This is a genomic window from Candidatus Aquarickettsia rohweri (genome assembly GCF_003953955.1).
GTDB classification, from domain to species: Bacteria; Pseudomonadota; Alphaproteobacteria; order Rickettsiales; family Midichloriaceae; genus Aquirickettsia; species Aquirickettsia rohweri.
Genome location: NZ_RXFM01000026.1, coordinates 1 through 12858, shown reverse-complemented (window position 1 = coordinate 12858; position 12858 = coordinate 1). Strand labels below are relative to the sequence as shown.

14 protein-coding genes, 2 tRNA genes and 1 pseudogene are annotated in these 12858 nt (G+C 29.2%); 6 read left to right on the top strand and 11 right to left on the bottom strand.

The features are described from left to right. The 4 genes from tnpA to gatC form a co-directional block, all read right to left on the bottom strand. On the bottom strand, positions 1–144 hold a 144-nt coding region (gene tnpA, locus EIC27_RS08115), incomplete at its 3' end, for an IS66 family insertion sequence element accessory protein TnpA (RefSeq protein ID WP_410519455.1). A gap of 139 nt (positions 145–283) precedes the next feature. Continuing rightward, the gene (locus tag EIC27_RS02650; protein ID WP_126044603.1) at positions 284–556 is read right to left on the bottom strand and encodes an NUDIX hydrolase; all 273 of its coding nucleotides are present in this window, start codon (positions 554–556) and stop codon (positions 284–286) included. A gap of 119 nt (positions 557–675) precedes the next feature. Continuing rightward, complete coding sequence (locus tag EIC27_RS02645) at positions 676–1338, bottom strand: response regulator transcription factor (protein WP_126044602.1); 663 nt, start codon at positions 1336–1338, stop codon at positions 676–678. Between the two features lie 6 nt (positions 1339–1344). Continuing rightward, the gene (gene gatC / locus EIC27_RS02640; RefSeq protein ID WP_126044601.1) at positions 1345–1632 is read right to left on the bottom strand and encodes an Asp-tRNA(Asn)/Glu-tRNA(Gln) amidotransferase subunit GatC; all 288 of its coding nucleotides are present in this window, start codon (positions 1630–1632) and stop codon (positions 1345–1347) included. 44 nt (positions 1633–1676) lie between these two features. Between gatC and ruvX the strand changes: the two genes are divergently transcribed. Together ruvX and nuoF are read left to right on the top strand one after the other, a co-directional pair. Further along, positions 1677–2126, top strand: coding sequence for a Holliday junction resolvase RuvX (ruvX, locus tag EIC27_RS02635; protein WP_126044600.1), 450 nt, complete (start codon positions 1677–1679; stop codon positions 2124–2126). A 355-nt stretch (positions 2127–2481) separates the two neighbouring features. Beyond that, the gene (nuoF, locus tag EIC27_RS02630) at positions 2482–3771 is read left to right on the top strand and encodes an NADH-quinone oxidoreductase subunit NuoF (RefSeq protein WP_126044599.1); all 1290 of its coding nucleotides are present in this window, start codon (positions 2482–2484) and stop codon (positions 3769–3771) included. Positions 3772–3930: 159 nt separating this feature from the next. On the opposite strand, the pseudogene EIC27_RS02625 reads toward nuoF, so the two are convergent. Both EIC27_RS02625 and EIC27_RS02620 read right to left on the bottom strand, forming a co-directional pair. Beyond that, positions 3931–4260: pseudogene (locus EIC27_RS02625) on the bottom strand (hypothetical protein); the annotation flags it as partial. 21 nt (positions 4261–4281) lie between these two features. After that, positions 4282–4680: a hypothetical protein gene (locus EIC27_RS02620; RefSeq protein ID WP_126044597.1), complete on the bottom strand. Its 399-nt coding sequence runs from the start codon at positions 4678–4680 to the stop codon at positions 4282–4284. 231 nt (positions 4681–4911) lie between these two features. On the opposite strand from EIC27_RS02620, the gene EIC27_RS02615 reads away from it, so the two are divergent. After that, positions 4912–4986, top strand: a tRNA-Gly gene (locus tag EIC27_RS02615). Between the two features lie 4 nt (positions 4987–4990). Next, positions 4991–5066, top strand: a tRNA-Ala gene (locus EIC27_RS02610). Between the two features lie 12 nt (positions 5067–5078). Here EIC27_RS02610 and EIC27_RS02605 read toward each other — a convergent pair. Then, positions 5079–5993, bottom strand: coding sequence for a glycosyltransferase family 25 protein (locus EIC27_RS02605; protein ID WP_126044596.1), 915 nt, complete (start codon positions 5991–5993; stop codon positions 5079–5081). 258 nt (positions 5994–6251) lie between these two features. Here EIC27_RS02605 and EIC27_RS02600 point away from each other — a divergent pair, with 258 nt between their 5' ends. Next, entirely contained in the window at positions 6252–7109 is an 858-nt protein-coding gene (locus EIC27_RS02600) for a zinc-binding dehydrogenase (RefSeq protein WP_126044595.1), read from the top strand. A gap of 122 nt (positions 7110–7231) precedes the next feature. After that, positions 7232–7729 (top strand): CarD family transcriptional regulator, encoded by a 498-nt coding sequence (locus EIC27_RS02595; protein ID WP_126044594.1) that lies wholly within the window; start codon positions 7232–7234, stop codon positions 7727–7729. A gap of 142 nt (positions 7730–7871) precedes the next feature. Here the strand turns inward: EIC27_RS02595 and EIC27_RS06985 are convergent, their stop codons facing one another. From EIC27_RS06985 to EIC27_RS02580, 4 genes are all read right to left on the bottom strand, one after another. Continuing rightward, positions 7872–8048, bottom strand: a complete 177-nt coding sequence (locus EIC27_RS06985) for a hypothetical protein (protein ID WP_154663841.1) — start codon at positions 8046–8048, stop codon at positions 7872–7874. Between the two features lie 596 nt (positions 8049–8644). Next, on the bottom strand, positions 8645–9274 hold the full coding sequence (gene nth / locus EIC27_RS02590) for an endonuclease III (RefSeq protein WP_126044593.1): 630 nt from the start codon (positions 9272–9274) through the stop codon (positions 8645–8647). A gap of 5 nt (positions 9275–9279) precedes the next feature. Continuing rightward, positions 9280–10674 (bottom strand): class II fumarate hydratase, encoded by a 1395-nt coding sequence (gene fumC / locus EIC27_RS02585; RefSeq protein ID WP_126044592.1) that lies wholly within the window; start codon positions 10672–10674, stop codon positions 9280–9282. 590 nt (positions 10675–11264) lie between these two features. After that, a partial coding sequence (locus EIC27_RS02580) for a leucine-rich repeat domain-containing protein (protein ID WP_205702318.1) occupies positions 11265–12858 on the bottom strand: 1594 nt, incomplete at its 5' end.

The window sequence follows — 12858 nt, the reverse complement described above, 5'->3', positions numbered from 1 at the left end:
TTCTTTCACTCTTATTGGTATAAATTTATTTTTTACTGTATTTCTTTTATTTCCTACAAGAATTCTGTGCCATTTATAAAATGTACTTCTCGGCACATTCTTTTGCTTACAAAATTCATATTTACTTACATTACTTTTTTTTATATTCTTCTACTAGCTCTTTCCATTTTTCATTACTTATTCTTTTTTTCTTTTTTTCTAATAGCATCATTAGCCTCTATTTTTTTAGGCTTTTGTTCTACCACTTATTTTTATTCTTGCCTAGATGCCCTTATTTTAGCGCTTACCTTATTACATCATTATCTCCATCACAATGTCCGCCAAGCTGGAACCATCTATTTAATTTTTTGTGATGCATCAACAAAAATTTCGACATATTTTTATTCATAATAAATGCAGATGCAGTAAAATAACCTAATTTATTAGATCTACTAAAGTGATTCTCTGAATTATAAATAAATTCCAACATCTGATCTTTATATACCATTTCTCTCAAGTCTAGTGCCTTATAATTTTTAATTAACTCTTCAATATTTTTAGTGTTAGATATATTCATCTGATTTTAGTTATTTGTTTCTTTAGTCTTTATTTTTATATATTATATAGAGATTATTTGGTAGCATTTATACCTACTTTAAAATCCACAGACTATTAAATTGTAAATAAAATACCCCCCTACCCCCATAAAACATACCCTTGATTTCTAATTGTTTGAAGAAATTCTGGTGATTTAGGATTTTTTTCTATTTTAGTCCTAAGCCTAGTAATTTGAGTATCAATAGTTCTAGCGTTGATATTATTTAATTGCTTAGCTAATTCCTCTCTTGAAATAACAATATTAATATTCTTAGTAAAAATATTTAATAAGTCCCTTTGACTAGTAGTTAAGGATATTAACTTACCATCAGATGATAAATTTTTATTTTCTAAATCAAATTCAAAATTTCCAAATTTTACTTTTGTTTCAACACTTGATTCTTTTTTAAATCTTGAGATTATTTTTTCAATCCTAATAAGCAGTTCTTTTGGTTCAAATGGCTTAGCAATATAATCTTCAGCACCACTTTCTAACCCATTTATCCTATCATCCACATCTGCCAGAGCTGTCAACATTATAACAGGAGTATTAAAAAATTTCCTCTTTAAAAACTCTATCCCTGTTTCATTAGGCATTAGAACATCTAATATAATTAAATCAAATTTAAATATATCTAACAATTCATCTGCCATAACAGTATTATTAGCTATGCTTACAATATAATTATTTTTATTCAAATACTCAGATAAAAGCTGACCTATTTCTTCATCATCATCAATTAATAATATATGATACTGCATATATCATTATTCTATAATTTTTGGAACAACATAAAACCCATATTTACTTTTTGGCACATTTTTTAAAACATCATCCCTAGAATTTTTATCAATTACCTCGTCTTCTTTTAATCTTAAATTATCTTCAATAACATTATACATTGGTTTAACCCCTTCTGTATCTACATCTTTTAACTTATCAAATAAATCAACAATTTTACACATATCACCAATATAAATTGCTAATTCTTTTTCACTACATGAGATGCTTGATAACTTTATTATCTTTTCAACTTCAGATTTACTTATATCCATTATAATATATATTAATCAATACTACATAATATCTTTTTACTAATATGATTTTTGAAAGTAAAGATGAATTTTTAAATAAACTTAATAAATTAGAAAATTTTAAAGTATTAGGCATCGATTTTGGTACTAAAAAATCAGGCTTGGCTATTTATAATAGCAGTATTAAAATAGTAACACCTCTTCAAATTCTGCAAAATATCACTCAAAATTTTAATGAGTTACTAAAGCTTATAGATAAAAATTGTATTAATGGAATAATCATAGGCAATCCTATAAAATTAAATGGGCTTGACACAGAAAACACCAATCAAATAAATAAATTTACGAAATTACTATCTAATTCAACAAAATTACCAATCATTCTGGTCGATGAAAGATTTACCACCTCTTTAGCCAATACACTTATGAAGCAAGCAAATATTAAAAGGAAAAAAAGGAATAAAATTGATGACCTTGTATCTGCATACATAATACTTGAAGAATTTTTTTATTAATTTTAACCCAAGCTGCAGATAAGAAGTAAGAAATTTATAGCAAATTTTATAATCATGAAGCGGAGTATATCTGAACAGTCATCACGAAAGAAAAGCGAAGTTCTGACTGTGGTGATCCAGAATTATTGCCTCACTTATGTCTTTGAGATATTCCTGGATTGCCACGAACATTAACATACTCTCGCAATGACTATATTTTTAACTCAACGTGTATTAAATGCACCTATATAATAGCTTTTTTATCTCTTGCAACTAAACTCTTATCTACAACTTTGATTAAAATAATATTTTTTCTTTTGTTATTTTCATAAAGTGCTAAAATGGATCAAGCTAGACATAATTAAAAATAAAATTTATGCTGAAAAAAAGTGATAGAATTTTCACTAATTTAGATGGGAAATTATCGTTTGATATTCAATCTTCAATCAAAAGAGGTGTTTGGCATAAATATAAAGAAAATTTAAAAAAATCCCCAGATGATATTATTGAAGAAGTTAAAAAATCTGATTTAAGAGGCAGAGGTGGCGCTGGCTTTTCTACAGGCATGAAATGGTCATTTATGCCAAAAGAAGCAAAAAATGGCATGCCGTCCTATCTCATTGTAAATGCTGATGAAAGTGAGCCAGGCACTTGTAAAGACAGAGATATAATTCGTTATGAACCACATAGAGTTGTTGAAGGCAGTGTTTTATCTGGCCTAGCAATAAGAGCTAAAGCAACTTATATTTATATTAGAGGCGAGTATTACAATGAGTCAGTTATCTTACAAAAAGCCATTGATGAAGCATATGAAAAGGGATTTTTAGGAAAAAATATTTTAGGAACTGGCGTTGATTACGATATTTATATTCATCGAGGAGCTGGTGCTTATATATGCGGAGAAGAAACAGCATTATTAAACAGTTTAGAAGGCAGAAAAGGAATGCCAAGGTTAAAACCCCCAGCTTTCCCAGCTGTTGTTGGTGTATGGGGTTGCCCTACTACAGTTAATAATATAGAGACAATCGCAGTGGTACCTGAAATCCTAAAACGTGGAGCGGACTGGTTTGCATCTATAGGCAGACCTAAAAATACTGGAACAAAGGTTTTTTGTATATCAGGACATGTTAATAAACCTTGTAATATTGAAGAGTCAATGTCTATACCTCTAAAAGAGTTGATTGAAAAACATGCAGGAGGTGTTAGAGGAGGATGGGATAATTTACTTGCCGTAATCCCAGGTGGTTCATCAGTACCAGTTATTCCAAAAAAAATATGTGAAGACGTATTAATGGATTTTGATAGCCTAAAAGAAGCAAATACAGCTCTTGGAACAGCTGGTGTTATTGTTATGGATAAATCTACTGATATTATTGATGCTATTGCAAATTTATCAAAATTCTACATGCATGAATCATGTGGGCAATGCACACCTTGCAGAGAAGGCACTGGATGGCTTTATAGAATCATGACTAGATTAGTAAAAGGTGATGCAAAAATTGAAGAAATTGATTCAATAATAGAACTTACTAAGCAAATTGAAGGACATACTATATGTGCATTGGGTGATGCTGCAGCTTGGCCTATACAAGGGTTAGTGAGACATTTTAGACCTGAAATAGAAAAAAGAATTAAAAATTTCCGCAATAAAAAATCTGCAGCTTAGTTAAAAGTATATTTCACTTATAAAAGCAACAATCAATTTAAGAAATTTATTGATTTATAATTATAAATCAATATAAAGAACAAAATTATGTATTTAACTAGCTAAATAATGTTAAATATTAAGAGTTCAAAACTTCTTATATCATCTTTGATATATTATTTAAATTCCTTTATCTTTTGATTTATTTTGATTTTCACTTAATATTTTCTCTGAGTGCGGCCCTTTTGTCATAGATAGCAAAGTAAATTTTTCAATTAGCTGATTTGCTACAGAATGTTGATTTTCACGAGCATAATCTAATGGAGTTTTTCCTTTGTTATCTTTCTGTGACAATAATTTATCCAAATCACCATTCATTTGCAATATATCAATTGTTTGTAGTTGCCCTTCCATATCTCTCTCTTTAAACTGTTCAGCTAACATATGTAATAAATTTTGACCTTTATTATTAGTTTTAGTAACATCTGCACCTTCACTTATTAAGTATTCAACAGAATCGCCTCTACCATATTATGCAGATTTCATAAGCACTGTTTCACCATACTTGTTTTGAATATTAATATCAGCGCCAAATCTATCCACCACTTCTTTAAGCATATTTGATGAGGCGAATAAACTATGTAAAACTCCTTGGCCATTTTGATCCAAAGAGTTTACATCATGAATTTTATATTCAGCTCCAAAAATATTGTATAAAAACTCAAATAATTTTTCTAACATAGTATATTGACTACTATCTTTGACATTACTTTCAAATAGTTTTATACCCTCAGTGTCCAAAAAATGTTTCAACAAATCAAGTCCATCTTCTGAATTAGATATAGCTTTTATTGGATCTAAACCAGAACCTTTATACACTTCCATTTTTTCACGTATTTCCTCAATTCGATCGCTAGTTAATCCCACCATCTTGAACCCCTCTTAAAAATTAAATAAAATTTATTTATGATATTTATAATTTTTTTATTAATCAACAAAATATTATTAATTTATTCTTTAAGAATTTATTAAACATAACTATTCACAATTTTTAAGCAAAAGTTCAAATTATTTTATTTTTTATATAATAAAAAATATAATTTAATAATATGTTTGCAATTAATATTATTTTAGGTATATTTTATCTTAACTAAGTAAAAAGCGGGCGTAGCTCAGTGGTAGAGCACAACCTTGCCAAGGTTGGGGTCGAGGGTTCGACTCCCTTCGCCCGCTCCAGTCTGGGGGCATAGCTCAGTTGGTAGAGCATCTGCTTTGCAAGCAGAGGGTCATCGGTTCAAATCCGTTTGCCTCCACCATCTTTTATTATTTTATCGCCACTTCGCCATTAATATTACTTTCAAATTGTATATAAATCTTATAATTTCAGTTTTAATTATAAAAACAAATTTCTGTAATTTATCTTTTTTTTCTTTAATATTTTTAGTATCCTTTACATTATTTATTTCTGAATCCCCGAATGTTTGATAAACAATTCTTGGCTCAATACCTGCAAATTTAACATCAAATTCCCATGACCTTAAAAAATAATGATCAACAGGCATTTTAATAGGAAGTGAACTTTTCAGTTGCTTATATGCTGCATCTCTATTAATTAAATATGCTCCAGCATGACTAATATTAAATAAATAGTAATTCAAAGAATATTTATTAATAATTTTTTTAATTTTTATTGGAAGCCCTCCATGGGATATGTCAAAGGACAAAATATCCCATAGTTCACTTATTCTTAAAGATTTATCAATAATCTTTCTAAATAAATTTGGATTAAATGAAATATCATCCTCTAATACCAAAGCAAATTGATTGTTTGATTCTAAAAACTGCTTCCAGACTTTAAAATGTGACATTGAACAACCTATTGTACCTAATTTAGGAGAATGTCCTAAATATTTGTTATAATTCTTAAAATCAACTAGGTGATTTATCTTTTCTTTTGGAATAAAATTGCCATCAACAGCTTGTACAATTGTATATGGCATATTTAGCTGCCCTAACAAAGGCTTAATTGTCCTTAACCTATCTTTAGATCTTTTTAAATTTATTAAATAAATTCCTATGCTATCTTTTGTATAATGGCTATTGTAAGGGGTCGATAAATTATCTTTAGTTAATTTAGAATTTTGCTTATTATTTAATACATAAAAACCTGGTTTTTGAATAAATACTGCTAAAATTATTATAAAAATAGCCAAGGTTATAAGTAATAATATTCTTTTAATCATACTGCCTTTAGTTATATATATTTTTTTACTTATATGAATTATTCATTATATAGGTATCATACTATATATACCAATTATTTAATTAACCTTACACAAGCACATTTCGCTTATTGATACCATATATCTAATATAACTTCATCCACTAATAATGATATACATTAAAACTATTTACTTTAATTTATAAAATTAACTCAATAAATTTTATTTACAACATAATATTACCAAAGTAGCCTGTGTTAAATTTAATAATGTATCTTCATGAAAGTTAAGATAAAAGTTAAAGCAATAGGTGTAAATAGAGTGGATATTTTACAGTTAGAAGGCAAATATACATCTCCAGATGGTAATAGTATTCCTGGACTTGAAGTATCAGGTATCAGGAATGATAATGGTCAAAGAGTATTTGCATTATTAACTTCTGGTGGATATAGCGAAGAAGTTGAAGTTGATGAAAATTTTATTCACCCTATCCTCAATCATATTGATTATAACATAGCAGCAGCAATTCCAGAAGCAATTGTAACAACTTGGCTAAACTTATATAATATTGGAAAAATCAAAGATTGCTCTAATGTTTTAATACATGGAGGTGCAAGTGGTATATGCTCATTAACAATCCAATACGCTTTAAATGAAGGTAAGGATGTTTTTACAACAGCCAGAGATATTAAAAAATTAGATTATTTAAAAAATTTTCCAAATTGCAAAAGATTAAGTTTTGATCAATTTAAAGATAAAATAAAATCTAAAAACCTAAAAATTGACTTAATCATAGATATATTAGGTGGAAAATATTTAGATCAAAATTTAAGCTTACTAAATAAATATGGGAAGCTTATATTATTTGCTGTAATGGATAGCAAGATATCAGAAATCAACGCTGCAAGAATATTGATGAAAAATTTAACAATTATTGGCTCTACACTTAGAAATAAGAATGAAAAGCAAAAATCATTACTATTTAAAGAAGCATGTAAAAACCTACTACCTTATATTTTTGAAGGAACTATAAGGCCATTAATAAGTAAAATATTTCCTCTTAAAGATTATATACATGCACATCAATATATAAAATCCGGAAAAAATATTGGTAAAGTTATTTTAGTAACTAATTAAAATATAACTAATAAATTAAATAAACCATAGGTTACAAAATCTTAAATTTTTACATTATAAAATTTTACTTTTATAATTAATAGTGTTATATTTACTCTCACAAAAACTAATTAGCTGACAAAATGTCAAAACAATATAGTTTTAATATAGGAGATTCTGTAGTTTATCCCACACATGGAGTAGGCAAGATATTGTCTGAAGAAGTAGATAATTATGGTGGTATCGAGATAAAAGTATATGTTATTACCTTTGAAAATAATAATATGACTTTAAGAATTCCACAATCCAGAGCTACTAAAGTTGGACTTAGACCACTTTGTTCTAATGAATTCTTAAACAAGGCTCTAGATGTTTTATCAGGAAAAAAAATAAAACTAAACAAAGGTATGTGGAGCAAAAGGGTTCAGCAATATGAAACTAAAATAAACTCAGGTAATGTAATTGCTATAGCAGAAGTTATAAAAGAATTGCATAGTAATGTTGAAAAATCTGAAAGATCTTACAGTGAAAAAATTATATATAATGATGCTCTTGAAAGATTAGCTGGTGAATATGCTGCAATGTGTAAAGTTGAACTGGAAGAAGCAATTAATAAAATTAATGATAAACTAAACTTCTAAATTTTTCATATATTTTTATTAATTTCACTACCCTATCATTATGAATTAATTAATTTCAATCATCTTCTTTGTATAAGTTATATCATTAAATCATCTATAAACTCTATATATCAGTAAATTATCTAAACCCAAGTAATATAATTTAGTGAATTTTAAAAGTTTGCAAATGTGATTCAATATATATTTTTGATATTGTCTTAACAGATGCAGCAATTATAGCATCAATCAACCATGAAAATTGATAATGCTCTGAAGTATATTTATAATAACCCGAACTGCAGATAAGAAATAAGAAATTTATAGCAAATCTTGTAGTCATGAAGAAGAGTATCTCTCAAGAGTCATAACGAAGGAGAGCTTTAGCTCGACTGTGGTGATCCACAATTATTATCGCATTTATATTTGTTGATAGCTTCTCTGGATTGCCACGAGCACTTTGTGCTCTCGCAATGACTATATTGTTGTTCATAACTGTACTAAATATTGTTGTATAGTCGCATTCTAGTTCTTTATAGAGCAATTCTTATCTACAGCTCAGGTTTATAATAAGACTCTTGTTTATTATCATTTGAAATAAAAGTCATTAATTTAGATATACAACTGGAATCTCTTTCTTTTATTGAATCTTGTCTTTTTTTGAAGCAATTATAAAAAAATTATCTATTGGCTCACATGTATAATTAGAAATATATCCACCTTTTATAAGTTTTTTAGGAAAAAAAATTTGAGTTGGAATTAATATAGTAGACTTACATAATATCTTCAGTATCTTTCCGTAAATTGCACCTTCATCATATACATACTCTATACCTCCTACTTCTTGCTTATTATATATATTGTAACACTTCTCAATACTTCAAATTTTGTCTACTATAAGTTGCAAAAAACTGCAAATAATATAATCAATATTGATATTTAAATTTTATCACCAAATTCACATAAATCATAAATTATACACTCTTTACACATTGGCTTCCTTGCTTTGCAAATATATCTACCATGCAAAACTAACCAATGGTGTGCATATTTCTTCCATTTATTAGGTATCTTCTTAACTAAAGCAAATTCTGTTGCATCAGGTGTTTTTGTTTTGCATAGCCCTAATCGGTTACTTACTCTAAAAACATGTGTATCAACTGCAATTGTATGTTGATTAAATAATGAATTCAGTAAGACATTTGCACTTTTTCTTCCTACACCTGGTAATTCACATAAGTCATCAAAATTATCTGGAAGTTGATTATCATGTTTATCTACCATTATTTGACAAGCATTTATAATATTTTTTGCTTTAGAATTGTATAATCCTATACTTTTTATATAGCCCCTTAAATTTGCTTCACCTAACATAAGCATTTTATATGGATCATCTGCCACCTCAAATAATCTGGGAGTAACCTTATTCACTCCTTTATCAGTGGATTGTGCAGAAAGAACTACAGCCACAAATAAAGTAAAATTATTAATAAAATCTAACTCTATTTTTGGAGCTGGTCTTTGCTGACTCAAAATCTGAAAAATTTGGTCAACGTTTTTTTTATGCATGAACCTTAGTCTTTTAATTTTACCATCTCTCCAGGTTTAATCCATTTATCGAAATCTTCTGCAGAAATCAACCCAAGAGATACTCCAGATTCTTTTAGAGTTATATTTTTTTCATATGCATTTTTTGCAATTTTAGCTGCATTATCATAACCAATATATGGATTAAGCGCAGTAATTAACATCAATGATTGATGGAGCAGCATATCAATTTTTTCATGATTAGCTTTAATACCAATAAGGCACTTATTTGTAAAGCTTGTTACAGAATCTGACAATAATTGAACAGATTGTAAAAAATTATAAATTACAACTGGCCTAAATACATTTAACTCAAAATGACCATTTGAACCTGCAACTGTTATTGTAGTATGGTTTCCAATAACTTGAGCAGCAACCATAGTGATTGCTTCACACTGAGTTGGATTGACTTTGCCCGGCATAATTGAAGAACCTGGTTCATTCGCCGGTAATATTAACTCCCCAAATCCACACCTAGGACCAGATGCTAAAAACCTTATATCATTAGCAATTTTCATTAAACTAGCAGCTAAAGTATTAAGAGCTCCACTAGCTTCAATTAATGCATCACAACTTGCAAGTGATTCAAATTTATTGCTAGAAGTTTTAAAATCTAAACCAGTTATTTCATTTATATTTTTAATGAAATGATCTATGAAAGCTTTACTACAATTAATACCAGTGCCAACAGCAGTACCTCCCTGGGCAAGTTGTTTTAAATTTGGCAAGCACTTGTTTATTCTTTCTATATTTAGTTCTACTTGAGCTAAATATCCTGAAAATTCTTGAGATAAAGTAATAGGTGTTGCATCTTGCAGATGTGTCCTCCCTATTTTTACTATATCTTTGAATTCTTTTACTTTATTATTTAATTCCTTTTTAAAATAACTTAAAGATGGTAATAAATTAGATTTTATTTCAGTAACAGCTGCAATATGCATAGCAGTTGGGAATGTATCATTTGAGGATTGACTCATATTCACATGATCATTAGGATGCACAGGTTTTTTACTTCCAACTTCACCACCTAATTCTTCAATTGCTAAATTTGAAAGCACCTCATTCATATTCATATTTGTTTGTGTTCCTGAACCAGTTTGCCAAACAGATAGTGGAAAATTATCATCATAAGAACCTGATAAAACCTTATCAGCAGCATTTGATATAGCTTTTGAAATTTTAAAATCTAATTTTCCTATTATTTCATTAGACAGTGCTGCAGCTTTCTTTTGTTTTGCTAATGCATAAATTAATGCTTTTGGCATTTTTTCAATACCTATTTTAAAATTCTCCAAAGATCTTTCAGCTTGAGCACCCCAGTATTTATCTGCAGGTATTTTCATATTGCCCATTGTATCAGATTCATTTCTAAAATTTACCATTTATTAATACCTAAAATATCGTTTTGGCTTAGAATCTAAGATAAATTTATATTGAATTCAAGCAGTATATATAAGAATAATCACGGGACTGTTACTAAGCAGTGTTACATTCTAATAGAGAGAATAAAATTATTTTAAGTTTAGCAATTTTTAAATAGCAAAATCTAATGAGTGGAGATTGAAAAATTTATTGATGACCGCAATTTGATTTTTTAAATTATTATAATAATAGATAGTTATATAACCATAAACAACGGGATTAATGCTTAACCTTGTCATTGCGAGGATGCAATAGCATCCGTGGCAATCCAGGAAAATTATCAACAAACGTAAATATAGCAACAATTCTGGATCACCTCAGTCGAGACTTTGTCTCTCACTCGTGATGACTGTGTGTAGTGCAAACATTCCTCCTTCGTGATGACATATATAGCAACAGTCATTGCAAAGATGCTCTTCAAGCATCTGTGGCAATCCAGTAATAACACACTTTATGATGACAAGATTTACTATAATTTCCTAACCTTTTATCTGCAGTTTGGGTTATAGATAGGGTTGGTATGTGGTGGCAAAAGAGATTGTTCTTAACATTAGAGCATACAATCGTAATGAGTTGTATAAGGGTCTTCAATTTTATGGTGGATATCTATGTGATTCATATCTTTAATATTGAAATCTTCTGTATGCTCTTCTAATACTGAGTTAGTTATAAAGTCCGTTCCATGTACTGCTATATCTTTTATACCAAGTAACATATCACCAACATAAGCAGCACATATCATACTTGCTACATATTGATAATAGGTTCCTATTCCTGCATAATAAGCACCCACTAATCCTAGTATACCTCCTCCTATCTTACCTATGTTTTGTTCCTCAATATCCAAATAGTTTTTGACCGCTCCTAAGCTAATTACCCCCATTGTCAACATTGGTGCCGATGAAAATATTCCTATTCCTATTCCTAACACCATTTCCCATATTAAATTTTGTTCCTTCTCTCCTATATGCTCATATATGGTATATTCGGTATATTCGTCTACCATCCTTTTTACGCTTTCCATATTTATTACTAAGCTATTCACTATTGCTTCCTTGAAATAGAACCCTCCTACTCTTTTTAATGGTAGATTCCATTCATCCATTTCTGATTTATATCCTAAATAAGCTCCTCCTAATCCTAATGCTCCTTCCACTCCATACTGCAAATACTTAATATCTACATGTTCTAACACTTCCTTCTTTACTTCTTTTGGCAGTAGATTCACTATATTCTCTGTCAACAACATCAATGCTGCTAACTTATCAATTCTTCCTATATCTAGTTTAGTTAAAGTATCTTTAGTAGTATAATTGGCCCTAGCAACTGTTTTTTCTTCTTTTGTTTGCATATCTAGCTTGTGTTTAGCTAAAGTATCCTTGATAGTATAATTGGCCCTAGCAGCTGTTATTTCTTCTCCTGTATAAAATTTAACAGCTCTTATTCTAAAATCCTGCAAATATTGTAGATTAATATGATTTGTTTCTTGTTGTCCAAGATGTTGAACGATTATACTAATTGCATCTTCAGGAATATGAATAGCTGTAGATTTAAGTGCTGGAAGTGAAGTGCCAAATATATCTTGAATCTTTGATTCAAATTTTTTAGGTCCCCGAATAGCTAGAATTGCATCATTATATTGCATAAGCTCATCTAATGCATATACACTTAAAACTACTTTAGAAGGAAACTTACTATCTATTACCATCTTTTCTAGATCCTTTACTCCTTTGGCTCCTATTTGATTATCCCTAAGGTCAATAGTATGAGAGACCTTGGAACCTTTTAGTTGCTCAGCCAGAAACATTGCTCCTAGGTCTCCTATTCTATTATCCCTAAGGTCAATAATATGAGAGACCTTGGAATCTTTTAGTTGCACAGCCAGAAGCATTGCTCCTTTGGCTCCTATATTATTATCCATAAGGTTAATAGTATGAGAGACCTTGGAATCTTTTAGTTGCTCAGCCAGAAGCATTGCTCCTTGAGCTCCTATTTGATTCATACCCAGATAAATAGTATGAGAGACCTTGGAATCTTTTAGTTGTTCAGCCAGAAGCATTGCTCCTTGGGCTCCTATATTATTACTCCCAAAGTCAATATTATGAGAGACCTTGGAATCTTTTAATTGCTCAGCCACAAAAATT